At 71.1% G+C, this 21,541-nt stretch carries 26 protein-coding genes; 17 read left to right on the top strand and 9 right to left on the bottom strand.

Annotated elements, in window-relative coordinates; translation table 11 throughout:
• Positions 1-47: 47 nt before the first annotated feature.
• The 6 genes from ACWCPI_RS37145 to ACWCPI_RS37120 all read right to left on the bottom strand — a co-directional run bounded on the left by ACWCPI_RS37145 (position 48) and on the right by ACWCPI_RS37120 (position 6,380).
• Positions 48-821, bottom strand: coding sequence for a carbonic anhydrase (locus ACWCPI_RS37145; RefSeq protein ID WP_451042373.1), 774 nt, complete (start codon positions 819-821; stop codon positions 48-50).
• Positions 822-1,001: 180 nt separating this feature from the next.
• Positions 1,002-2,435: a HAMP domain-containing sensor histidine kinase gene (locus ACWCPI_RS37140; protein ID WP_451042372.1), complete on the bottom strand. Its 1,434-nt coding sequence runs from the start codon at positions 2,433-2,435 to the stop codon at positions 1,002-1,004.
• The gene (locus ACWCPI_RS37135) at positions 2,432-3,166 is read right to left on the bottom strand and encodes a response regulator transcription factor (protein WP_451042371.1); all 735 of its coding nucleotides are present in this window, start codon (positions 3,164-3,166) and stop codon (positions 2,432-2,434) included. Before ACWCPI_RS37135 ends, ACWCPI_RS37140 begins: the two co-directional genes overlap by 4 nt.
• A gap of 79 nt (positions 3,167-3,245) precedes the next feature.
• Positions 3,246-4,295 (bottom strand): S1C family serine protease, encoded by a 1,050-nt coding sequence (locus tag ACWCPI_RS37130; protein ID WP_451042370.1) that lies wholly within the window; start codon positions 4,293-4,295, stop codon positions 3,246-3,248.
• Between the two features lie 166 nt (positions 4,296-4,461).
• Entirely contained in the window at positions 4,462-5,484 is a 1,023-nt protein-coding gene (locus ACWCPI_RS37125) for a LacI family DNA-binding transcriptional regulator (RefSeq protein WP_451042369.1), read from the bottom strand.
• Positions 5,485-5,600: 116 nt separating this feature from the next.
• Positions 5,601-6,380, bottom strand: a complete 780-nt coding sequence (locus ACWCPI_RS37120) for a winged helix-turn-helix transcriptional regulator (RefSeq protein WP_451042368.1) — start codon at positions 6,378-6,380, stop codon at positions 5,601-5,603.
• A 169-nt stretch (positions 6,381-6,549) separates the two neighbouring features.
• Between ACWCPI_RS37120 and ACWCPI_RS37115 the strand changes: the two genes are divergently transcribed.
• From ACWCPI_RS37115 to ACWCPI_RS37080, 8 genes are all read left to right on the top strand, one after another.
• A complete protein-coding gene (locus ACWCPI_RS37115) occupies positions 6,550-7,434 on the top strand; it encodes an alpha/beta hydrolase (RefSeq protein WP_451042367.1) in 885 nt (294 codons plus the stop codon).
• A 37-nt stretch (positions 7,435-7,471) separates the two neighbouring features.
• Positions 7,472-7,726 carry a MoaD/ThiS family protein gene (locus ACWCPI_RS37110; protein ID WP_451042366.1) on the top strand — a complete coding sequence of 85 codons (255 nt, stop codon included), beginning with the start codon at positions 7,472-7,474 and terminating at the stop codon, positions 7,724-7,726.
• Positions 7,727-7,728: 2 nt separating this feature from the next.
• On the top strand, positions 7,729-8,955 hold the full coding sequence (locus ACWCPI_RS37105) for a hypothetical protein (RefSeq protein ID WP_451042365.1): 1,227 nt from the start codon (positions 7,729-7,731) through the stop codon (positions 8,953-8,955).
• A gap of 153 nt (positions 8,956-9,108) precedes the next feature.
• Entirely contained in the window at positions 9,109-9,846 is a 738-nt protein-coding gene (locus ACWCPI_RS37100) for an LmeA family phospholipid-binding protein (protein WP_451042364.1), read from the top strand.
• 222 nt (positions 9,847-10,068) lie between these two features.
• Complete coding sequence (locus tag ACWCPI_RS37095) at positions 10,069-10,149, top strand: putative leader peptide (protein WP_350310325.1); 81 nt, start codon at positions 10,069-10,071, stop codon at positions 10,147-10,149.
• 145 nt (positions 10,150-10,294) lie between these two features.
• Positions 10,295-11,140, top strand: a complete 846-nt coding sequence (locus ACWCPI_RS37090; protein ID WP_019755962.1) for a sulfurtransferase — start codon at positions 10,295-10,297, stop codon at positions 11,138-11,140.
• 63 nt (positions 11,141-11,203) lie between these two features.
• The gene (locus ACWCPI_RS37085; protein ID WP_019755963.1) at positions 11,204-11,491 is read left to right on the top strand and encodes a DUF1416 domain-containing protein; all 288 of its coding nucleotides are present in this window, start codon (positions 11,204-11,206) and stop codon (positions 11,489-11,491) included.
• A 94-nt stretch (positions 11,492-11,585) separates the two neighbouring features.
• Positions 11,586-11,846, top strand: a complete 261-nt coding sequence (locus ACWCPI_RS37080; RefSeq protein ID WP_451042363.1) for a DUF3099 domain-containing protein — start codon at positions 11,586-11,588, stop codon at positions 11,844-11,846.
• Positions 11,847-11,965: 119 nt separating this feature from the next.
• On the opposite strand, the gene ACWCPI_RS37075 is transcribed toward ACWCPI_RS37080, so the two are convergent.
• Positions 11,966-12,328 (bottom strand): DsrE family protein, encoded by a 363-nt coding sequence (locus tag ACWCPI_RS37075; RefSeq protein ID WP_451042362.1) that lies wholly within the window; start codon positions 12,326-12,328, stop codon positions 11,966-11,968.
• Between the two features lie 100 nt (positions 12,329-12,428).
• Between ACWCPI_RS37075 and ACWCPI_RS37070 the strand changes: the two genes are divergently transcribed.
• The 6 genes from ACWCPI_RS37070 to ygfZ all read left to right on the top strand — a co-directional run bounded on the left by ACWCPI_RS37070 (position 12,429) and on the right by ygfZ (position 17,354).
• Complete coding sequence (locus ACWCPI_RS37070; RefSeq protein ID WP_451042361.1) at positions 12,429-13,214, top strand: hypothetical protein; 786 nt, start codon at positions 12,429-12,431, stop codon at positions 13,212-13,214.
• Positions 13,211-14,044 carry a hypothetical protein gene (locus ACWCPI_RS37065; protein ID WP_451042360.1) on the top strand — a complete coding sequence of 278 codons (834 nt, stop codon included), beginning with the start codon at positions 13,211-13,213 and terminating at the stop codon, positions 14,042-14,044. The genes ACWCPI_RS37070 and ACWCPI_RS37065 overlap by 4 nt, the downstream gene beginning before the upstream one ends.
• A complete protein-coding gene (locus ACWCPI_RS37060; RefSeq protein WP_451042359.1) occupies positions 14,041-15,024 on the top strand; it encodes a hypothetical protein in 984 nt (327 codons plus the stop codon). The genes ACWCPI_RS37065 and ACWCPI_RS37060 overlap by 4 nt, the downstream gene beginning before the upstream one ends.
• Positions 15,025-15,265: 241 nt before the next feature.
• Positions 15,266-15,841, top strand: a complete 576-nt coding sequence (locus ACWCPI_RS37055) for an FABP family protein (RefSeq protein ID WP_019754952.1) — start codon at positions 15,266-15,268, stop codon at positions 15,839-15,841.
• Positions 15,842-15,940: 99 nt separating this feature from the next.
• On the top strand, positions 15,941-16,378 hold the full coding sequence (locus ACWCPI_RS37050) for a Fur family transcriptional regulator (RefSeq protein WP_019754951.1): 438 nt from the start codon (positions 15,941-15,943) through the stop codon (positions 16,376-16,378).
• 10 nt (positions 16,379-16,388) lie between these two features.
• Positions 16,389-17,354, top strand: coding sequence for a CAF17-like 4Fe-4S cluster assembly/insertion protein YgfZ (ygfZ, locus tag ACWCPI_RS37045; RefSeq protein ID WP_451042358.1), 966 nt, complete (start codon positions 16,389-16,391; stop codon positions 17,352-17,354).
• 53 nt (positions 17,355-17,407) lie between these two features.
• On the opposite strand, the gene dtd is transcribed toward ygfZ, so the two are convergent.
• A complete protein-coding gene (gene dtd, locus ACWCPI_RS37040) occupies positions 17,408-17,833 on the bottom strand; it encodes a D-aminoacyl-tRNA deacylase (protein ID WP_451042357.1) in 426 nt (141 codons plus the stop codon).
• Between the two features lie 158 nt (positions 17,834-17,991).
• Here dtd and ACWCPI_RS37035 point away from each other — a divergent pair, with 158 nt between their 5' ends.
• From ACWCPI_RS37035 to ACWCPI_RS37025, 3 genes are all read left to right on the top strand, one after another.
• A complete protein-coding gene (locus ACWCPI_RS37035; RefSeq protein WP_451042356.1) occupies positions 17,992-18,615 on the top strand; it encodes an RsiG family protein in 624 nt (207 codons plus the stop codon).
• A gap of 163 nt (positions 18,616-18,778) precedes the next feature.
• The gene (locus ACWCPI_RS37030; protein ID WP_451042355.1) at positions 18,779-20,038 is read left to right on the top strand and encodes a GNAT family N-acetyltransferase; all 1,260 of its coding nucleotides are present in this window, start codon (positions 18,779-18,781) and stop codon (positions 20,036-20,038) included.
• A gap of 389 nt (positions 20,039-20,427) precedes the next feature.
• A complete protein-coding gene (locus ACWCPI_RS37025) occupies positions 20,428-21,270 on the top strand; it encodes a winged helix-turn-helix domain-containing protein (protein ID WP_451042354.1) in 843 nt (280 codons plus the stop codon).
• Positions 21,271-21,324: 54 nt separating this feature from the next.
• On the opposite strand, the gene ACWCPI_RS37020 is transcribed toward ACWCPI_RS37025, so the two are convergent.
• Positions 21,325-21,513, bottom strand: coding sequence for a hypothetical protein (locus ACWCPI_RS37020; RefSeq protein WP_369170343.1), 189 nt, complete (start codon positions 21,511-21,513; stop codon positions 21,325-21,327).
• Positions 21,514-21,541: the final 28 nt, after the last annotated feature.

Here is a 21,541-nt window from a genome sequence, read left to right as displayed (position 1 = left end):
TGCGGCAGGTGTCCGGGAGGACGGCCGCACCCGCTCGCCCCGCGGCGTCAGCACAGGCGGTGGACGCCCTGGGTCGTCAGTTCGTAGCGGGCGCCGACGATGGCCAGCTCGCCCGCGGCGACCTTCGCGGCGAGGTCCGGTTCCGCGGCGAGGCGGGCGCGGACGGCTCGTACGTTGGCGTCGATGGTCGAGTCGACGCGGGCGTCGCCCTCCTTGCCGCGGTCTATGTTCGGCGCTATCTGGTCGGCTATGTACTGGATGTGGGCAGGCAGCCGCTCGCCCGACCCGTCCGCCGCGACCGCGGCCTTCACCGCGCCGCAGGACTGGTGCCCGAGCACCACGACCAGCGGGATGTCCAGTTCGAGCACGCCGTAGGCGACGCTGCCCAGTACGGCCTCGTCCAGCACCTCACCGGCGGAGCGCACGGTCATCAGGTCGCCGAGGCCCTGGTCGAAGACCAGCTCCGGAGGGACACGGGAGTCGATGCAGCCGAGCACGACGGCGAAGGGGTGCTGACCGGACGTCAGGGCCTGACGCACGGCGGGCGACTCGTCGGGGTGCCGTTCACGGTAGCTGCGCCAGCGCCGGTTGCCGGCCGCCAGGGCCCGCAGGGCTTCCGCGGGGGTGCTGGGACGGTGGCGGGAGGCCGTGGTGGCCGGTGCGGCGGCGGCGGGGCCCGAGCCGAGGGCTGCGGTGGTTCCCAGCGCCGCGGCCCCGGTCAGCCCGGCCCGCAGCAGTGCGCGGCGGGCGAGCGAGGGGAAGGCGAACCGCTTGTGAGCGGAGGCGGCCGGCACGGGGCCGGCGGATCTGTCGGAGTTCACGAACTGGAACGTACGCTCGATGAAGCGGACGGCTGTTCACGTTGCCGAATCATGGCCGGGCGCGGAGAACTCATGATCGAGCGTTGGCATGCTCTTGGTGCTTTCCCGCGCCCGCCTTGACTCTTCCGGCTGTGACCGGGCTCAGGACGCCGTCGCTTGAAGGGCCCCGCGTGAGAGCCGCTACGGAATGTCCGGCGGAGCCGTAGGCGCACCCGGCAGCCGTACGGTCGCCACCGTGCCGCCGCCCTCCGCGCGCTCCAGGGTGACCTGGCCGCCGGCCTGCTCGACGGTCCGGGCCACGATCGACAGACCCAGTCCCGACCCCGGCAGCGCCCGCGCACTCGGCGAACGCCAGAAGCGGTCGAAGACGTAGGGGAGTTCGTCGGAGGGGATGCCGGGGCCGTGGTCGCGGACGGTGAGGACGCCGTCGTGCAGGGCGACCTCGATCGTGCCGCCCTCGGGGCTGAACTTCACCGCGTTGTCGAGGACGTTGACCACCGCGCGCTCCAGCGCCGCCGGTTCCGCGCGGACGTACCAGGGCCGGAGGTCGGCCGTGATCGTCAGCTCCGGGCCGCGGAGGCGGGCTCGGCGCAGCGCCGACTCCACCGTGTCCTCCAGCGAGATCACCTGAACGCGCTCACCGCGCTGGCCCTCCGAACGGGACAGTTCCTGCAAGCCACCGATGAGAGCCGCCAGTTCGGTCATCTGGGCCTTCACCGAGGCGAGCAGTGCCTTGCGGTCGGCTTCGGGGATCGGGCGGCCCGTCTCCTCGCTGCGGGTGAGGAGTTCGATGTTGGTGCGCAATGACGTCAGGGGGGTACGCAGCTCGTGGCCCGCGTCGGCGATGAGCTGCTGCTGGAGCTCGTGGGAACTGGCCAACGCCGATGTCATGGAGTTGAAGGAGCGGGACAGGCGCGCCACCTCGTCCTCGGCGTCGTCCTCGACGGGGATGCGGATGTTCAGGTCCTCGGTGCGGGCCACGTGCTCGACGGCCTCGGTGAGCTTGTCGACGGGACGCAGCCCCGCGCGGGCGACCGCGAGGCCGGCGGCACCGGCGCCGAGTACTCCCACGCCGGAGACGAGGAGAAGGATCAGGGCCAGTTCGTTGAGGGTGGCGTGGGTGCCCTTCAGAGGGGTCGCGAGCTGCAGGGCGACCCCTTGTGAATCGGCCTGGTCGACGCCCAGGTACACGGTCAGCACACGTACGGCGTCGCCGCCCTCGGTGGTGCCGTCGCGGAACATGCCCTCGCTGCTCTTCGCGTTCTCGATCACGGTCTTGTCGGAGTCGGTGACCTTGACCGTGCCCGGGGAGTTCGGGTCGACGCAGGGGGCGCCCTCCTCCTTGATCGCCTGGACGTAGTCGTTCCGTCCCGGGAACAGCTGGGTGTTCTCCTGCGGGGTCTGCGTGCACCTCTGCAGGAGCGCCGTGACCGTTCCGGGCCTGCGCGCCATGTCCTTCAGGTCGGAGTCGACCTGCTCGTACAGCTTCCCCTGCACGATGAACCAGCACGTCACCGAGACCGCGGCCACCGCGAACGCCACCGCCGCCGCCACCAGCAGCGCCAGCCGGGAGCGGATCGGCAGGGACCGGTACCGGCGCACTACACGCTTCACTCCGCCCCGCCCTGCCGCAGCACGTACCCCACGCCCCGGACCGTGTGCACGAGCCGTGGCTCGCCGCCCGCCTCGGTCTTGCGGCGCAGGTACATGACGTACACGTCCAGTGAGTTGGAGCTCGGCTCGAAGTCGAAGCCCCACACCGCCTTCAGGATCTGCTCCCGGGTGAGGACCTGCCGTGGATGCGCCATGAACATCTCCAGCAGCGTGAACTCGGTACGGGTCAGCTCCACCGGCCGCCCACCCCGTGTGACCTCCCGCGTGGCGAGGTCCATACGCAGGTCGGCGAAGGTGAGCGCCTCGTCGTCGTCCGCCGCGCTCGCCCCCGCCGCCGCGTACGAACTGCGGCGCAGCAGCGCGCGGACCCGGGCGAACAGCTCGTCCAGTTCGAAGGGCTTCACGAGGTAGTCGTCGGCGCCCGCGTCCAGTCCCGTCACGCGGTCACCGACCGTGTCACGGGCCGTCAGCATCAGGATCGGGGTCGTGTCGCCGGCGCCACGGATGCGGCGGGCCGCGGTCAGGCCGTCCATGCGGGGCATCTGGATGTCCAGGACCACCAGGTCGGGCCGGTAGGCGGACATCTTCTCCAGGGCGTCGGCACCGTCGACCGCGACCTCGGTGTCGTACCCCTCGAAGGCGAGGCTGCGCCGGAGCGCTTCGCGCACGGCCGGCTCGTCGTCGACGATCAGGATGCGCTGGGGGTCACGGTCGCCGTCGGCGGGGCTCATGGGCTCGGGATCCTCGGGTGTGGTGGGACGGGGACTGAGCGGCTGTACGCCTTCAGCCTCGCATGTTCGGCCTCGGCTTCTAGTTCTGCGCCCCCGACCGCAGCGTCGCCAGGTCGGACTTGACGGTGTCGATCGGGATGGCGAAGCCGAGGCCGACGCTGCCGGCGTCGGTGGAGCTCGAACCCGCCGGCGAGTACATCGCGGAGTTGATGCCGATGATGTTGCCGTTCATGTCGATCAGCGCACCGCCGGAGTTGCCGGGGTTCAGTGAGGCGTCGGTCTGCAGGGCCTTGTACGTCGTGGTGTCCGAGCCGGTGTCGCCGTTGAACTGGCGCCCGCCGAACTCGAACGGCCAGCCGCCGTCCGGCTGTTGCTGCCCCTCGTCCGTCGAGACGGTCACGTCGCGGTCGAGGGCCGAGACGATGCCGCTGGTGACGGTGCCGGTCAGGCCCTCGGGGGAGCCGATCGCCACGACCTGGTCGCCGACCTGCACCCGGCTGGAGTCGCCGAGGCCGGCCGCCTTGAGACCGGAGGCGTTCTCCAGTTTGATCAGCGCGAGGTCCTTCCTGCTGTCGGTGCCGACGACCTTGGCGGTGTACGACTTCCCGTCGCTGGTGGAGACCTTGATCTGCGAGGCGCCCGCGATGACGTGGTTGTTGGTGACGATCTCGCCGTCACCGGTGATGATCACACCGGAGCCGGTGGAGGACCCGGCGTTCGAGGCCGCGTTGATCTCGACGATGCTCGGACCGACCGCCTTGGCGACCCCGGCGACGGTGCCCTTCTGGCTGGCGGGGACGACGTTGGTGTTCGTGGTGCTGGAGCCGGCGACGGTGTCGTTGCCGGTCAGCTCCTGGATGCCGTAGGCCGTGCCGCCTCCGATCGCCGCGGCCACGATCGCCACGGCGGCGATGAGGGCGACGGGACCCCGGGTGCGGCGCCCGGCCCTGGGCGCCTGGGCGACGGGCTCGGTCAGGAGCGTGGTGGGCGTTCCGCCGCCCGCCTGGTGCACCGAGGGCCGGTACGCCGGCGGGGGCGGCCATTCCGGGTCGACGGGCGAGGAGGCGTGCTGCTCGGCGCCCTGGCGGGGGTTCTCGTGATCGCCGCTGCGGCGGAAGCTCTCGGTCATGGAAATGAGCTTGTCGCCCGTCCATGAGAGCTTCCTGAGTGCTGACTGAGAAGCCCGGCAGAAGCGCGTATGCCCGATGTAAAGGCCGTTTCGGCGGTAGGCGCCCGCCCCTCGGAGACCTCTCAGGAAAGCCGTCGGGACGGTGGCCCCGTCAGCCCTGCCGCTCTCAGGCGCACCCGCAGGACCGCCGGGTCACGAGCCGCGACGGGAACACCTTCAACCGCTCCCGCCGGGAGCCCGCGACGCGCAACCCGTCGTCGAGGACCAGGTCCACCGCGGCCCGAGCCATCGCCGACCGGTCCGACGCGATGGTCGTCAGCGGCGGGTCCGCCAGCGCCGCTTCCTTGATGTCGTCGAACCCGGCGACGGCCAGCTTCCCGGGCACGTCGATCCGCAGCTCACGAGCCGCGCGCAGCACACCGATCGCCTGGTCGTCGGTGGAGCAGAAGATCGCGGGCGGCCGGTCCGGCCCGGCGAGGATGTCCAGCGCTATGCGGTACGCGTCGTAGCGGTTGTACGGCGCCTCGAAGAGCCGTCCCTCGGTGGGGAGCCCGGCCTCGGCCATGGCCCGCCGCCAGCCCTCGACGTGGTCGGAGACCGGGTCGCCGACCGCCGGGGTCTCCGCGGTGCCGCCCATACAGGCGACGTACTCGTACCCGTGCTCCAGCAGGTGGCGGACGGCGAGCTGGGCGCCGCCCAGGTCGTCGGTGACGACGGCGACGTCGTCGATGGCCTCGGGCCGCTCGTGCAGCAGCACGACCCGGGCGTCCCAGGCCTCGATCTCGGCGGCGGCCAGGTCGTTCAGGGCGTGGGAGACGAGGATGAGTCCGGAGACCCGCATGCCGAGGAACGCCCGCAGATAGTGGACCTCGCGCTCGCCCACGTAGTCGGAGTTGCCGACGAGAACCATCTTGCCGCGCTCGGCGGCGGCCCACTCGACGGCGTGCGCCATCTCCCCGAAGAAGGGCTGGCGTGCGTCCGGCACGATCAGGCCTATGAGATCCGTGCGCCGCGAGGCCATCGCCTGCGCGACCCGGTCCGGACGGTAGCCCAGCTCCTTGATCGCGGCGAGGACACGCTCGCGCGTGGCCGGGGCGACCGGCCGGGGTCCGTTGTTGATGACATAACTGACGACGGCAGTGGAGGTCCCTGCCAGTCGCGCGACGTCATCCCGAGTCACCTTGGCCACGCGCGGAGTCTACGCGGATGGACCCGCTCTGGGCAGGGCGTGAAGGAGCTTGCCCGGCGCCCGGCCACGGCTTCGCTGTGCGAAAGCAACGCGGCCCCACCCCGCCGGAGCCCGCGCTAGGCGTCGGCGCGGACCTCGGCGCCGTCCAGGGCCGCCGTCTCGTCCGCATCGTCCGACTTTGAACGGCTTGCCTTGGCCTTGGCTTCGTCGGCGGCGCGATCGGCCTTCTCCGGCGTAACGAATCGATAACCGACGTTCCGGACGGTGCCGATGAGCGACTCGTGCTCGGGGCCGAGTTTCGCCCGCAGCCGTCGTACGTGCACGTCGACGGTCCGGGTGCCACCGAAGTAGTCGTAGCCCCACACCTCCTGGAGGAGCTGCGCCCGCGTGAAGACGCGGCCCGGGTGCTGGGCGAGGTACTTCAGGAGCTCGAACTCCTTGAAGGTGAGGTCGAGGACCCGGCCCTTGAGCTTGGCGGAGTAGGTCGCCTCGTCCACCGACAGGTCGCCGTTGCGGATCTCCATCGGGGAGTCGTCGTTGACGATCTGCTGGCGGCCCATGGCGAGCCGCAGCCGCGCCTCCACCTCGGCGGGACCCGCGGTGTCGAGCAGGACGTCGTCGATGCCCCAGTCGGCGGTGACGGCGGCGAGACCGCCCTCGGTGACGACGAGGACGAGGGGGCAGCCGGGCCCGGTCGAGCGCAGGAGCTGGCACAGGCTGCGGACCTGCGGGAGGTCGCGGCGTCCGTCGATCAGGATGACGTCGGCGCCCGGGGTGTCGACGAGTGCGGGGCCTTCGGCCGGAGCCACGCGCACGTTGTGCAGCAGCAGGCCGAGGGCGGGGAGCACCTCCGTCGACGGCTGGAGGGCATTGGTCAGGAGCAGCAGAGAACTCATACGTCTGGTTCCTCCTCGGTCCCTGCGAGGACATTGCGGTACGGAACTGCTCTGCGATCCCGAAGGCCCGTACACCTGCGGTTTCCCGCGTCGTATACAACGCTTCCGAAAGCACAAAAGGACCCGGGGGCAACGCTGCCCGAGTCCTCTGCCCAGCAGAATAGCCGACATGAGCGATGCTCCGGCAGGTCATGTGGCACGATCGACGGTTCGTCCGAACTGTGAGACATCCAGACGTACACCTATGCGGACGTTTCTGTACACCGACGACGGTGTGACCATCGATTCCGTATACGACCCGGGTGCGGTCGTATACGACGCCGACGACCCCTCGCGTCCACCTGCCCGTGATCTGGTGTTCGTTGTCGCCCACGGCTTCACCGGCCATGTGGACCGGCCGCATGTGCGCAGGGTGGCGCGGGCCCTCACCCGGCACGGAGCCGTCGTGACCTTCTCCTTCCGGGGGCACGGCGCCTCCGGCGGACGCTCCACCGTCGGTGACCGCGAGGTGCTGGACCTGGCGGCAGCGGTGCGCTGGGCCCGCGGGCTCGGGCACGCGCGCGTGGTGACCGTCGGGTTCTCCATGGGCGGCTCGGTGGTGCTGCGGCACGCGGCGCTGTACCGGCCGGACGCGGCGGGGAGCGTTCAGCAGCGCGCGGGGGCGCACGCGGACGCGGTGGTGTCGGTGAGTGCGCCTGCGCGCTGGTACTACCGGGGCACGCCCTACATGCGCCGCCTGCACTGGCTGGTGACCCGGCCCGAGGGGCGTCTGGTGGGCCGCTACGGATTCCGCACCCGGATCCACCACCGGCAGTGGGATCCGGTGCCGATGTCGCCGGTCGAGGCGGTGCCGCACATCGCGCCCGCTCCGCTGCTGATCGTGCACGGCGACCGGGACGGCTACTTCCCCCTCGACCACCCCAGGATGCTGGCCGCCGCGCCCGGTGACCAGGGCGAGCTCTGGCTGGAGCCCGGCATGGGGCACGCCGAGCACGCGGCCGGCGAGGAACTGCTGGACCGGATCGGGGACTGGGCCCTCGCGCAGGGCGGCTAGCCTGACGGGGTACACAGCCGATCGATCGAGGAACCTGATGCCCAAGGTCACGGTGCGCTACTGGGCCGCCGCGAAGGCCGCGGCCCAGATCGCCGAGGAGCCGTTCGAGGCGGCCACGCTCGCCGAGGCGCTGGACGCCGCCCGCGAGCGACACCCCGGTGAACTCGTGCGCGTCCTGCAGCGATGCTCGTTCCTCGTCGACGGCGATCCCGTGGGCACCCGCGCACATGAGACGGTACGGCTGGCCGACGGCGGCACGGTCGAGGTGCTCCCGCCGTTCGCAGGAGGGTGACGATGTCCGACCAGCCGTATCAGGGGTACGACGGGTACGACCCGTATCAGCAGCCCGCGCCGCAGGGGTGGCCCGGGCAGCAGGCGTACGACGATCCGCAGGCCGCCCAGCAGCACACGCAGCAGTGGCAGGGGCAGACCTGGGAGACCCAGGTGCAGCCGCCGGTCACACCGGCCGCGGCTGCGGAGACGTCGTATCTGCCCTCCCAGGGGGCGGGGGTGTACGGGTACGGGGACGCGGGGCACACCGGCCAGGCTCCCGGATATCAGGCAGCGGGCTGGGACGGCCCGGCTCATCCGCACGGCCACCAGCCGCAGCCGCAAGGCCGGCCCCAGGGCCACCAGGCGCAGCCGCAGCCGCAGGTTCAGCCCCAGGCCCAGCCGGCCCACGTCCAGCCGCAGGCCCCCGGGCCGGAGCCGGAAGCGGAGCCGGGCGACGGGTCCGGATACGGCCCGGCGACCCTCGCCGGCAACCCCCGCGTCACCGACGCCCAGCGGGCCCGGCTGGAGGGCCGGTCCCCGATCATCGAGCCGGGGATGCAGCCGGCCGCGCTCACGGCACTGCTCGGAGTGCTGCTCGCGTCGGCGGCAGCGGTCGGCTCGTACGCCCTGCTCGTTCCCCTCGTGGTCCTGCAGGCGGTGACGGCGGCGGGCTGGTTCCGGCTGAACGGCATGTGGCCCGCCCGGCAGGGCATCGCGCTGGCCTTCGCGGGCGCGCTGACGGCGGACGTGGCGCTGCTGGCGGCGGACCGCGCGCCGGCGGCGATCCTCGGCACGCTGGGCGTCTGGGTGCTGCTCGCCCTGGTGCTGCAACTGCGCTCGCACGCCGACCCGGACGAGCGGATGTACGGCCTGATGGCGACGGTCGCCTCGGCGGCGCTGTCCATCGTCGCGGCCGGGTACCTCGCGGCGGAGGCGGACGCGGCGATCGTGGGCGCGTTCGCGGTGGCGGTCTCGGTCCTGGCGCGGGCACTGCCGCTGCCGACGCCGGCCTCCGTGGTGGTCGCGTTGCTCGCGGCGGCCGGAGCCGGGGTCGCCGGAGGCGCGATGACGGGCGTGGGGGCGAGCGGGGCGCTGCTCGGCGCGGGAGCCGCGGTGTGCGCCCTGATCGGGCACCGGGTGGCGAGCTACGACTACCCGTCCCGTTTCGTCCACTTCACGGCCGGAGTCGCCCTGCCGCTGGCGTGTGCGGCGCCCGCGGTGTACCTGCTCGGGCGGGCGTTGGTCTGAGCCGGGTGCTGGCTCGTTACGGTCGTCCCTGTCACAGGTGATCGACAATCCGGTGGTCCCCCCTTGCCCCAGGGTTACCCTCGCGCTTGACGGCCGTCCGGTCGTCGGCGACCACGTCCTTGATGACCGTCGAGGTGGGGGGAACACCACAACATGCGCGCCCTTCGGATACTGCTGATCCTCGTCGTGATACTCGGCGGCCTCTTCGTGCTGGCCGACCGGCTCGCCGTCGGATTCGCCGAGGACGAAGCGGCCGGCAAGCTCCAGGCCAGCGAGAACCTCACCGCCACCCCCGAGGTGTCCATCAAGGGCTTCCCCTTCCTGACCCAGGTCGCGAGCGGCACGCTGGACGACGTCGAGGTCGGCATCAAGGACTACGAGGCGAGCGCCGGCGCCGAGGGCAGGACGATCCGGATCGACGACCTCACGGCGAACATGAAGGGCGTCGAGTTCTCCGGCGACTACAGCTCCGCCACCGCCGCCACCGCCACCGGCAGCGCGTCCGTGACCTACGCCGAGCTGCTGAAGGCCGCCAAGTCCGAGCCCACCCAGGTCGCCCCCGGCGTCACCGCGAACGTCATCGGCCTCTCCGACGGCGGCAACGGCAAGATCAAGGTCGCCGTCGAGGCCACGGTCCTCGGCAAGAAGCTGCCGAACCCGGTCTTCGTCCTCAGCTCGGTCACCGCCCAGGGCGACACGGTGAAGGTGAACGCCGACAACCTGCCGAAGTTCGCGGGTGCGGACCTCGCCGAGTCCCGGACCCGCGCGATCACCGACTTCGAGCAGAAGATCGACGGCCTTCCGGGTGGCATCGAGCTCGACCAGGTCCGGGCCGCGAAGAACGGCGTCGAGATCACGGTGAAGGGTTCGAACGTCCGCCTCGCCGGGTAGTACCGGACGGGACGAAAAGGGGCAGTCGCGTGGCGTCCGGACACCGATGTCCGACTGGCGAGACGGCGTAGTCCGCACCGTAGATGTGACCGCCGATGCACCGGCCGACGGGCCAGGCGCGGACGGCCCCGACGGTGATCCTTTCCCGTATGGCGGACGATCCTGTCTCAGCATGCGACACGCCGGTGACATGCTCGCCTGTCCGTCCCTACGATCGAGGTCATGAAGCGACAGGCGGATCTCACGAAGCGGCGGGCAGTAGACCTGTGCCGCGTTGCCGCCATGCTCTGTCGCACCTTCTGAGCGGACGCGTCCGGCGTAGCCCGGCGCCCGCATCCCAGCCGCCCTGCCCAGGGCACCCGTGCGCGCACCCCGGCCCGATCGCCGGTGCGAACCGCACCCCGCCTACACGCACGCCCCGCCGTAACTGCCCCGGAGGAGAAAGAGCATGAGCCGCAGCGACGTCCTGGTAGACGCCGACTGGCTGCAGGAGCACCTCGACGACGAGAACATCGCGATCGTGGAGGTGGACGAGGACACGTCCGCCTACGAGAAGAACCACATCAAGAACGCGATCCGCATCGACTGGACCAAGGACCTGCAGGACCCGGTCCGCCGTGACTTCGTCGACCAGGCAGGCTTCGAGAAGCTGCTGTCGGAGAAGGGCATCGCCAACGACACGCTGGTGATCCTGTACGGCGGCAACAACAACTGGTTCGCGTCCTACGCCTACTGGTACTTCAAGCTCTACGGCCACGAGAACGTCAAGCTCCTCGACGGCGGCCGCAAGAAGTGGGAGCTCGACGCCCGCGAACTGGTCGCCGGTGACGAGGTGCCGGAGCGCCCGAAGACCGACTACAAGGCCAAGCCGCAGGACACGTCGATCCGTGCCTTCCGCGACGACGTCGTGGCCGCCATCGGTTCGCAGAACCTGGTCGACGTCCGGTCCCCCGACGAGTTCTCCGGCAAGCTGCTCGCCCCGGCCCACCTGCCGCAGGAGCAGTCCCAGCGTCCGGGCCACGTCCCGTCCGCCCGCAACATCCCGTGGTCGAAGAACGCCAACGACGACGGCACCTTCAAGTCGGACGACGAGCTCAAGGAGCTCTACGCCGAGGAGCAGGTGGACCTGGCGAAGGACACCATCGCCTACTGCCGCATCGGTGAGCGCTCCGCGCTGACGTGGTTCGTGCTGCACGAGCTGCTCGGTGTGGAGAACGTCAAGAACTACGACGGCTCCTGGACCGAGTACGGCTCGCTCGTCGGTGTTCCGATCGAGCTCGGCGCCAACAAGTAAGCGACACGTCCCGAAAACCCCCGACCGGCCTTCCTTCCGGTCAGACCCCTTCTGGAGAAAGACATGTGTGGAGCGAAGGCCGGCGGCCCCGACGCCTCGACGATCAAGCCCGGTGAGACCACCATCCAGGGTCAGGTGACCCGCGACGGCGAGCCGGTGACGGGCTACGTCCGTCTGCTGGACTCGACCGGCGAGTTCACCGCGGAGGTCCCCACCTCCGCCACGGGCCAGTTCCGCTTCTACGCGGCCGAGGGCACCTGGACCGTGCGCGCTCTGGTGCCGGGCGGCACCGCCGACCGCACCGTCGTCGCCGAGAAGGGCGGCCTGGCGGAGGTCGCGATCGCGGTCTGACCGCCGAGCGCACGTGACGGCCGAGGGGCCGCACCTCATGGGTTGGACGCCCGAGGTGCGGCCCCTTTGGCGTGCACAGACCTACCCTGGAGGCATGTACGCGCGCCGGCGTCACCTCTACTTCGCCATGATGGGGACGTGCCTCACGCTCTTCGTCCTGGCCTGGGGCGTCGTACGCCTGTGGTCGGTGCCGGTGGCCGTGGGCATGTGCGTGGTCGCCATGGTCATCCCGCCCCTCGCGGCGATGGTCGCCAACCGCCGCGGCCCCGAGGACCGCTGGTGGGACGACCCCTCGGGCGATCCCCAGTCCGACGAGTGGTGGGACGAGCTGGACGGCAGGAAGGGCCCGCGGTGAGCGTCGGGATGCGGACGCGGGGGAGGGACCGGCGCGGGGTACGGGTCCTGGAGCCGTAGGCGCGACGACCGGCCCTGGGCCCTGTCGTCACATTCCCGTCTGCCCGGCGGCGTCTGGGCCTAGTAGACCAGCGCCTGAGCCCCGTCCCCCAGGGCCTCCTGCACGAAGACCTGCGCCCCGGCGATCCGTACGCCCTCGATGACGTCCTTCTCGGTGATGTCCCGGCGGGCCGCGCACTGGGTGCACAGGGTGACGCGGCCACCGGCCAGGAGCGAGTCGAGCAGGTCGGGCAGCGGGGCCGCGTGCGGGAGCTCGAACTCGGCGGCCCGGCCGGGCAGCGCGAACCAGGCGGACTCGCCGGTCAGCCACAGCGACACGTCCACGCCGCTGGCGACGGCCACCGCCGCCACCGTGAAGGCCTGCGAGCAGCGTTCGGGAGCGTCGGCCCCCGCCGTCACCTTGATCACCAGCTTCTTCGCCATGGCCGAATCGTAATCAACTCCTCTGCAACCCCGGGTGCGGGCCGGAGGTCTCCTGTGCGCACGCATACGGAATACGGGCTTCATATTGGGTGGGGGCGTTGTGGAAGGACCCGAAGAGATACGGGGGGCGGTCGACGCGCCGGTGGAACCGGTCGCGCCGGCCGCTTCCGGACCGCCGCCCCGAGCGCGGCGGCGTGGGCGTACGGCGATGCTGATCGCCGGTGCCGCGGTGCTGGGACTGGTGGCCGGGACGTGTGCCGGTTACCTGATCCAGGCGGACCGGGAGCCCACCAGGCTGCCCTCGCTGTCGCAGCCGGAGCTGACGCAGGCCGAGGGTGCGGCCCCCGAGCCGCTGTCGGCCGCGCGGGACCGGCACGTACGGACCGACGGCGATCTGCGCAAGCTGCTGCTGAAGAAGCCGCGCGGGGCGAAGAGCGCCGAGTGGCTGCGTGCCGCCGACGGCTGGCTGGACCTGGCCGACCACGCGCGTACGTTCAAAGAGCCGGACGCCGCCTTCGGTGAGCTGGTCAGCGACGAGTTCAGGCGCGCGGCGGTGGTCGGCTGGAAGACCGGCGACCTCGCGGTGGAGATCCGGCTGGTGCAGTTCCGGCAGGAGGAGTCCACCGCGGCCGCCGACATCACCGAGGACAACCAGTACTGGGCGGAGACCGAGGACGCCGACAGCTGGGCCGTTCCCGGCACCGGGGACGGTATGGCCTACGCCTACTCCGAACCCCGCTCCGAGCCCGGTTACGTGCCGCTGTACTCGGCGGAGGCGTTCGCGTGGCGCGGTGACGTCGCGATGCAGGTCTTCGCCTTCGACACGAAGCCGATCACCAAGAAGACGATCATGGGTCTGGCCGAGCGGCAGATGGAGCGGCTGTGAGCGAGAACGAGACGGGTGCCATCGACGTGCTCGGCTCCGGGGGCGAGCCGTCGGCCGTGCCGCCCGCCGAGAGGCGCAGGAAGCTGCGCCCGGGCCGTATCGGCGCCGTCGCCGGGGCCGTCCTGCTGGCCGGCGCGGTCGTCGCCGGGGTCGGGTACACCGTCGTGACGGTGCGGGACGCCGACCGGGACGCGGGAGCGCCGGTGTGGAAGTTCCCCGCGGACCGGCCCGACGAGAAGGTGCCGAGCGCCGAGGGGCTGGCCGGGATGCTCGTGCCGTACGGCACCGACGGCTGGGTGCGGGGTCCGGACCACGGCCGGTTCGGCTCGGACGCGCGGCTCACCGGGGCCGAGGCGACGGCCCTGAACAAGGAGTCGCTGCGCGACCTGCCCCGCTCGCAGCGGCGGCAGCTGGAGAAGCAGTCGAACAGGCTGCGCATCAAGGGCATGGTGATGCGGAGCTACTTCAGCGCGAACGGCAGCGGGCTCACCCAGGACGCCGCCGCCGGCATCTACTCCGTGAGCATCGTCCTCAGCCAGATGGAGAACCGGGCGGCCGTGCGGGACATGGCGACGTTCCAGAGCGGGTTCCTCGACGCCCTGGACTTCTTCCGCAAGGGCCCCGTGGTCAAGGGCCACAAGAACGCCAAGTGCTTCCTGGCGCCCAAGGAGGTCACCGAGGGCATCGACAGCATGTTCTGCTCCGCCTACGTCGGTGACGTCCTGGTCACCGCCACGGCGGACGGCGTCAGGCCACTCGACAGCAAGGGAGTCGCGATGCTGCTGAGCACCCAGCTCGACCGCATCGCCGAGCCGGGGGAGGCGGTATGAGCGAGCACCGGTCACAGAGCACCGAGCAGGCTGGTCCGGCGCCGGAGCCGACGGTGGTGCGGGCGCCCGCCGCGGCACCGGAGCCGACGGCACCGGCCGCCCCCGCCTCACTCGCGCCTTCAGCGCCTTCGGTCTCCGTTCAGCCCCCCGTCCAGGCGCCGCCCGTCCCCGTTCAGCCCCCCGTCCAGGCGCCGCCCCTCCCGCCCGCGCCCGGCAGGAAGGACCGCCGTGTCCTGCGCGCCGCGCTGCGGTGGACCGCTGCCGTCGTCGTCTTCGCGGCCGTCGGGGCCGGGACGGCGTACGGGATCGCCGGGATGGAGCGGACCGACGTGCCGGGGCTGCGGACCGAGTCGGACGGACGGTGGGACTTCCCGACGCTGCGCAAGCCGCCGCTGCCGTCCGGCAGCCCGCAGCCCTTCGCCGCGGAGAACGAGGCCGAGGCCCACTACGCCGACCTGCGCGCCCTGGTGCTGCCCGCGCCGGAGGGGGCCGAGGAGGATCCGGCGTTGCGGGGTGAGGACGGCTGGCTGGACACCAAGGGCTTCCTGGCGGAGTACCCCGTGCGGGGCGAGCGCGAGGAGCTGCGGCAAAAGCTCGTCGACAGCGGCCTGCGCCATGTCGCCGCCCGCGGCTGGACCACCCAGGACGGCACGCACTCCCGTGTCTACCTGCTCCACTTCGACACCGCCGCCATGGTGGACGAGCTGGTCACCGACATCGCCCCGTACAGCGGACCGGCGTACAAGGTGCGCGGCACCGACGCCTCGGTCATGGACAACGCCTTCGCGGAGGTGCCCTGGCCGGGTGAGTACCCGCGCCTCGCCTTCACCGAGTCCGAGCCGTACGGCGCCGAACAGGTCCGCCAGGCGTACCTGTCCGCCGGTGACGTCCTCGCCGTCGTCATCCAGTCCCGCAAGGGCACCGCGAAGGCCGTGCCCTTCCAGCAGACGGTGACCCTGCAGAGCCAGCTGCTCGGCTGACCCCGCGAGGGCGTACCTCACACGGAGGGCCGGGCCCCGGCCGCGTAAGCTGGGGCCCGGCCCTGTGCACGTACCGCAATCCCTCCGCTCAATCGAGGAGCACCCCGTGGAGATCTTCTTCGAAGCCCTGCTGGTCCTGGTCTGCGTCGGCGTCCTCGCCTTCGCCGGGCTGGCCGTGAAGAAGCTGTACCAGGGCCAGCGCTGACCGCCATCACCGACGTACGAGACTTCTGAGCTGCTCATGATCGAGATCCCGTCCGACCTCCACAAGGACCTTGTCCCCCTCGTCTTCCTGCTCGGCAACTGGGCGGGCGCGGGCGTGCACGACTTCCCCGGGTCCGAGAAGTGCAACTTCGGTCAGGAGGTCGCCTTCACGCACGACGGCCGGGACTTCCTGGAGTACCGGTCCCACACCTGGGTGCTCGACAACGACGGCAACAAGGTGCGGCCGCTGGAGTCCGAGCACGGCTTCTGGCGTGTCGACGCCGAGCGCAAGGTCGAGGTGACGATGGTCCGCGACGACGGCGTCGTCGAGGTCTGGTACGGCGAGCTCGCCGACAAGAAGCCGCAGATCGACCTGGTCACGGACGCCGTGGCGCGGACCGCCGCCTCCGGCCCCTACACCGGGGGCAAGCGGCTGTACGGCTACGTCAACAGCGACCTGATGTGGGTCGGCGAGAAGCAGACCCCGGAGGTCGAGCTGCGCCCCTACATGTCGGCCCATCTGAAGAAGGTCGTCACCCCGGAGGAGGTCGAGCGCTGGGCCAAGGCCCTCCCGGACGACCTGCCGGACGACGGCATCGCCTTCTTCAAGTAGTCCGGCGTCCGCTCAGGGGTCCTTTCACTGTGCCCGTCCGGGTCCTCATAGTGAAAGGACCCCTTAGGCAGCCGTTCGAATGGCTCTAGACTTTCCGGTGTGGTGAGCACCGACTGGAAGAGCGACCTCAGGCAGCGCGGCTACCGGCTGACGCCGCAGCGGCAACTCGTGCTCGAAGCCGTGGACACCCTTGAGCACGCGACCCCCGACGACATCCTCACGGAAGTGAAGAAGACGGCGTCGGGGGTCAACATTTCCACCGTCTACCGCACTCTGGAGCTGCTGGAGGAGCTGGGGCTCGTCAGCCATGCCCACCTCGGGCACGGCGCGCCGACGTATCACCTGGCGGACCGGCACCACCACATCCACCTCGTCTGCCGGGACTGCTCGAACGTGATCGAGGCCGATCTGTCGGTGGCCGCCGAGTTCACGGCGAAACTGCGCCAGACCTTCGGATTCGACACCGACATGAAGCACTTCGCGATCTTCGGCCGGTGCGAGGACTGTGCGCTGAAGAGTTCAACTACCGAGTCGTAGGCTTAGTCGTATGAAGAGCCCCCTGCTGACCCTGCCCGGTGCCGTGCCCGCCGAGGGCGTGGACGAAGGCGTCGCCGCCCACTACGGCGATCTGTTCCGTGAGCAGCGCACCCTCGCCGATGGCACCGGTTTCGTCGACCTCTCGCACCGCGGCGTCGTGACCGTCTCGGGCGAGGACCGGCTGAGCTGGCTGCACCTGCTGCTCACCCAGCACGTCAGCGACCTGCCGGCGGGCGAGGCCACCGAGGCGCTGATCCTCTCCGCGCACGGCCACGTCGAGCACGCGCTGTACCTGGTGGACGACGGCACGACGGTCTGGGCCCATGTCGAGCCGGGCACCCAGGACGCGCTGATCGCGTACCTGGAGTCGATGAAGTTCTTCTACCGGGTCGAGGTCGCCGACCGCACGGCCGAGTTCGCGGTGGTGCACCTGCCCGCGGGGTCGATCGCCGAGGTGCCCGAGGGCGTCGTCGTGCGCGAGACGGCGTACGGCCGTGATCTCTTCCTCCCCCGCGCGGAGCTGGAGTCGTACGCCGCGAAGACGGGCCCGGCGGCCGGGATCCTGGCGCACGAGGCGCTGCGGGTCGAGCAGCACCGCCCGCGTCTCGGCTTCGAGACCGACCACCGCACCATCCCGCACGAGCTGGGCTGGATCGGCACCGCGGTGCATCTGCAGAAGGGCTGCTACCGCGGCCAGGAGACGGTCGCCCGGGTGCAGAACCTCGGCAAGCCGCCCCGTCGGCTGGTCTTCCTGCACCTGGACGGCAGCGAGGTCCATCTGCCGGCCCCCGGCACCGAGATCCGGCTCGCCGACGAGGGCCCCGACGGCCGCAAGATCGGCTTCATCACCACGTCGGTACGCCACCACGAGCTGGGCCCGGTCGCCCTCGCGCTGGTGAAGCGGAACGTGCCGGTGGACGCTCGGCTGGTGGCGGGGGAGACGGCGGCGGCGCAGGAGGTCGTGGTCGAGCCCTGAGACCGGCGCCGTGACCGCGGTTCGCGGTTCTCTTCCCCGGTGATCAGAGGTGATCAGATCTCGATCAGCACCGTGAACGGGCCGTCGTTGGTGAGCCCCACCCGCATCCGGGCGCCGAACCGGCCCGTCGCCACGGTCGCGCCCAGCGCGCGGAGTTGCGCGACGACCTCGTCGACGAGCGGCTCGGCCACATCGCCGGGGGCGGCGGCGTTCCAGGTGGGGCGGCGGCCCTTGCGGGCGTCACCGTAGAGGGTGAACTGGCTGATGACGAGGAGCGGGGCGTCGATGTCGCTGCAGGACTTCTCCTCGTGCAGCATCCGGATCGACCAGAGCTTGCGGGCGAGTTGGGCCGCCTTCTCCTTGGTGTCCTCGTGCGTGACCCCGACCAGGACGCACAGCCCCTCGCCGGTGATCTCCCCGACCGTCTCGCCGTCCACGACGACGCTCGCGCCGTCCACTCTCTGCACCACAGCTCGCATGCCGCCATCATGCCGTGTGCGGGAAAGTGCCTCGTAAGGGCCTCTTTTTTTGATCCTTAAGCCCCCATCTGGGGCTGTTCGTGGGCACTCGGTCACATAGCGTCCACTGGGGATGGCACCATGCTTCCACGCGCCGGTCGAGGGGACGGTAGAGGCACATGAGCACACCGAGTACCGGGCAGCCGCCTGGGGCTGTCGTGTTGGACCAAGCGGGCCAGCTGGAGGTTCTTCGGCCGCCCACACAGCGCACCGCCGAGGATCCGGGACCGGGTGCCGATCCACGGCTTCCGGTGGACCCACCCGAGCATGATCTGATCCGGCTCAGCCTGCCCGAGCTGCGCACCCTGCGCCGGGACGCCCAGCGGGACGAGGCGGACCTCAGCTACGTACGGCGGCTGCTGCAGGGGCGGATCGACATCCTGCGGGCCGAACTGGCCCGGCGCTCCCCGGCGGGCGCGGCGTCCGTCGTGGAGCGCCTGTCGGAGATCCTGACCGACGCCCCGGCCCGCCACCGCTCCTCCGCGCGGCATGTCACGCTCGGCACCCCGCAGAGCGAGGAGTACCGGCGGCTGGCGTCGGAGATGCTCGCCGAGGTCGAGCTGTCGGACCTCCAGGCGCGTACGGACGTCGAGCTGAGCACCGCGATGGGCCGGCTCGTGCAGTACGAGCAGCAGGTCTCGCGGCGCCGCCAGCGGCTGCAGCGGACGGCGGACGACTGCGGCGCGGAGATCACTCGCCGGTACCGGGACGGCGAGGCGCAGGTCGACGATCTGCTGACCTAGGGCCGTCGTCCGGATCATGCCGGCGTCGCCGGGTGGCCGCCGCCGTCCACAGGCTGTGGACGGCGGCACCGGATCGGGACATGGGTCGCGGGACACGGGCGGGGCGCGGCGGGCGGGCGGAAATGTCGGCGACACCCCGCGCCCGCCGACCTACCGTGGCCCCATGAGCCGCCCCGAACCCCCCATAGACGTCCGTCCGATCACCGAAGCCGACATCCCCGACTGGACCCGGGCCCTCAACACCGGTTTCCTGCGCACCCCCGGCGTCGCCGAGACGGAGATCGCGGACCGCAGTTCGTACCTCGTGCCCGCCCGTACTCTGGGCGCCTTCGACGACGGCCGGTGTGTCGCGACGTTCCGGTCGTTCGCGCAGGAGCTCACCGTGGTGGGCGGCGGGACCGTCCCCGCCGACGCCATCTCCAACGTCACCGTCACCCCCACACACCGCCGCCGCGGCATCCTCGGCCGGATGATGGACCACGACCTGGCCGCCGCGAAGGACCGCGGCGACGTCGTCGCGACCCTGATCGCCGCCGAGTACCCGATCTACGGCCGGTACGGCTTCGGCCCCGCCACCTGGACCGCCCAGTGGACGATCGACGTTCCGCGTACCGGCCTGGACCCGAGGTGGGCAGGCCCTGGGGACGGCGGCCGTATCGACATCGTGGACCCGGCGGACGTACGCAAGATCGGCCCGGAGCTGCACGAACGGGTCCGCCGTGCCCAGCCGGGCGCCATCAACCGGGACGCGCGCTGGTGGCAGGTCGCTACGGGGGCGCTGCGTCTTGACCGGGACCCGTGGACCGAGCCCTTCTTCGCCGCATACCGTTCGGCGGGCGGTGAGGTCCAGGGGCTGGTGGCGTACACGGCGGACGACCGCTGGGGGGACGGCAAGCAGCCGCTGAACACGGCGAGCGTGAAGTGGCTGATCGCGGCGACGCCGGACGCCGAGCGCGCGCTGTGGCGCTACCTGTGCTCGATCGACTGGATCACCACGGTCAAGTCCGGCTGGCGGGCCCCCGACGACCTGCTGCCCTTCCATCTGCCCGACCCGCGGGCCGCCCGGATCACGACGCTGGCGGACTGGTTGTGGGTACGGATCCTCGATGTCGTACGGGCCCTGGAGGCCCGGACCTACGAGGGCGAGGGGGCGCTCGTGCTGGAGATCGTGGACGAGGGCGGACCGGCCGGGGGGCGGTACCGGCTGGAGGCGTCGGCGGACGGGGCCCGTTGTGCGCCGACGGCCGCTGCCGCCGACCTCACCCTCGACGTCGCGGAGCTGGCCCGGTTGTGGCTCGGCGACGAGTCGGCCGTGCGGCTCGCCGCGCTGGGACGGGTGCGCGAAGACCGAGCGGGCGCCGCCCGGGTGGCCGACGCCCTGCTGCGTACGTCCAGGCGTCCTTGGTGCCCGGACATCTTCTGAGGTCTCCTCTCTGCCGACGACGGGGGGCTCATCCGTAGCGAGCTGTGCGGTTGTGGTTGTTGTTCGGTTGTGGCTGTGCCATCACGCTGTTCGGTTGTCGGTGTGAAGTTGTGGCTGTGCTGACCGATCGGGCTCCCGGCTCCCCTCCGGAAGGGAGCCCGGCCGGTGGAACCTCGGCTTCGGCGGCCAACCCTCTGAAAGTTTGACCATGTCGCTGAAGTTGGCGACCAACTTGACTGTAGTTATGACCGCTTGGGAGCGGCGCATAACCACCATGCGCGGAACTGCCTAAAGATGGCGGGAAGTTGTAGTGTTTTGTCGTGGAGCCGAAACACGCCCCCGTCACTGGACGGAACAGGTCACAGCGGCCACAGAAGTCACACCGGGAGGTGGCCGACGAGCTGCGCGCCCGGATCGCCTCGGGTGAGTTGCGGCCCGGCCAGCGCATGCCCACCCAGGCCAAGCTGGCCGACGAGTTCGGCGTCGAGCGCGGGGCCGTGCGCCAGGCCCTGCGCATCCTGCAGTCGGAGCACCTGCTGACCAACGTGTCCAAAGGGGCCCCAGCGACCGTCGCCCTCGACCTGGGCAAAGCGCTGACCGGCCCGGGAGCACCTCCGCAGCCCACCATGGTGGCGCTCGCCCCGCGCATCGCGGCCGCCTTCGCGGCTCCGCACGTCGAGATCGACGCCCTGTGCCTGACCTCGGTCTCCCTCACCCTCGCCATGGGCGAACCGCTGCGCCAGATCCACGCCGGACAGCTGAAACCGGCCAAGGTCGACGTCCGCGTCCTGCTGCCCAGCCGGGACATCCCGCTCGCGTTCCCGACGCCGGTGGACGGCTCGGCCGACGACGCCGACGAACGGCTGCGCCGGCGCTGGCTGGCCCAGCGCAACGCCCAGGGGCAGGTGCTGCGGCATAACCTGCTCGCGCTGCGCTCCACGCACGGTATCGATGTGCGGGTCAGCTTCCGCGCGCTGCCGTTCACCCCGCCGGTGAAGCTGTACCTGCTCAACGGCACGGAGGCGCTCTTCGCTTACTACACGCTGAAGCGCCACGAGGTGGAGATCGACCACCAGCAGCTGCAGATGTACGACGCCCCGGGCATCCAGTCGACGCTGTTCGCCTTCGAGCAGGGGGCGGGGCTGCGGGACACGACGTTCGTGGAGCAGTCGCACGTGTGGTTCAACGCACTGTGGGAGACGATCAGTTCGGAGCTGGTGCTCACGAGCTGATCGTCTCCCACAGTGTGTGACCTGTGCGTTCGTGGTTCCGGTGGTGCGCATGGCTCATAGGGCGGGCCCCGAGACCAGAAGGGCGAGGACGACGGCCCCGATCGAGGAGACGGTGGGGCTCTTGGCCTTGATGCCGATGGTGAGCAGCAGCAGGCCGATGACGCCGGTGGCTCCGTACTTCCACTGGAGGGTCTGTTCGACGCCGACGACGAAGACGGCGGAGAGGAGTGCGAGGACGGGCATCGGTGTTTCCCCCTTCGGGCTCCTGGGG

The organism is Streptomyces sp. NPDC001920 (assembly GCF_053594495.1).
The sequence above is the reverse complement of the archived record's forward strand: the minus strand, read 5'-3'. Positions and strand labels throughout refer to the sequence as shown.

Excerpts from the sequence above, each read along its gene's own strand:
- ACWCPI_RS37090 (WP_019755962.1), top strand. The coding sequence starts at position 10,295 with ATGAGCCGCAGCGACGTCCTGGTAGACGCCGACTGGCTGCAGGAGCAC.
- ACWCPI_RS37035 (WP_451042356.1), top strand. The coding sequence starts at position 17,992 with ATGAGCACACCGAGTACCGGGCAGCCGCCTGGGGCTGTCGTGTTGGAC.
- ACWCPI_RS37105 (WP_451042365.1), top strand. The coding sequence starts at position 7,729 with ATGTCCGACCAGCCGTATCAGGGGTACGACGGGTACGACCCGTATCAG.
- ACWCPI_RS37110 (WP_451042366.1), top strand. The coding sequence starts at position 7,472 with ATGCCCAAGGTCACGGTGCGCTACTGGGCCGCCGCGAAGGCCGCGGCC.
- ACWCPI_RS37120 (WP_451042368.1), bottom strand. The coding sequence starts at position 6,380 with ATGAGTTCTCTGCTGCTCCTGACCAATGCCCTCCAGCCGTCGACGGAG.
- ACWCPI_RS37130 (WP_451042370.1), bottom strand. The coding sequence starts at position 4,295 with ATGACCGAGAGCTTCCGCCGCAGCGGCGATCACGAGAACCCCCGCCAG.
- ACWCPI_RS37115 (WP_451042367.1), top strand. The coding sequence starts at position 6,550 with ATGAGCGATGCTCCGGCAGGTCATGTGGCACGATCGACGGTTCGTCCG.
- ACWCPI_RS37030 (WP_451042355.1), top strand. The coding sequence starts at position 18,779 with ATGAGCCGCCCCGAACCCCCCATAGACGTCCGTCCGATCACCGAAGCC.
- ACWCPI_RS37055 (WP_019754952.1), top strand. The coding sequence starts at position 15,266 with ATGATCGAGATCCCGTCCGACCTCCACAAGGACCTTGTCCCCCTCGTC.
- ACWCPI_RS37095 (WP_350310325.1), top strand. The coding sequence starts at position 10,069 with ATGAAGCGACAGGCGGATCTCACGAAGCGGCGGGCAGTAGACCTGTGC.
- ACWCPI_RS37075 (WP_451042362.1), bottom strand. The coding sequence starts at position 12,328 with ATGGCGAAGAAGCTGGTGATCAAGGTGACGGCGGGGGCCGACGCTCCC.
- ACWCPI_RS37135 (WP_451042371.1), bottom strand. The coding sequence starts at position 3,166 with ATGAGCCCCGCCGACGGCGACCGTGACCCCCAGCGCATCCTGATCGTC.
- ACWCPI_RS37060 (WP_451042359.1), top strand. The coding sequence starts at position 14,041 with ATGAGCGAGCACCGGTCACAGAGCACCGAGCAGGCTGGTCCGGCGCCG.
- ACWCPI_RS37085 (WP_019755963.1), top strand. The coding sequence starts at position 11,204 with ATGTGTGGAGCGAAGGCCGGCGGCCCCGACGCCTCGACGATCAAGCCC.
- ACWCPI_RS37100 (WP_451042364.1), top strand. The coding sequence starts at position 9,109 with ATGCGCGCCCTTCGGATACTGCTGATCCTCGTCGTGATACTCGGCGGC.
- ACWCPI_RS37020 (WP_369170343.1), bottom strand. The coding sequence starts at position 21,513 with ATGCCCGTCCTCGCACTCCTCTCCGCCGTCTTCGTCGTCGGCGTCGAA.
- ygfZ (WP_451042358.1), top strand. The coding sequence starts at position 16,389 with ATGAAGAGCCCCCTGCTGACCCTGCCCGGTGCCGTGCCCGCCGAGGGC.
- dtd (WP_451042357.1), bottom strand. The coding sequence starts at position 17,833 with ATGCGAGCTGTGGTGCAGAGAGTGGACGGCGCGAGCGTCGTCGTGGAC.
- ACWCPI_RS37080 (WP_451042363.1), top strand. The coding sequence starts at position 11,586 with ATGTACGCGCGCCGGCGTCACCTCTACTTCGCCATGATGGGGACGTGC.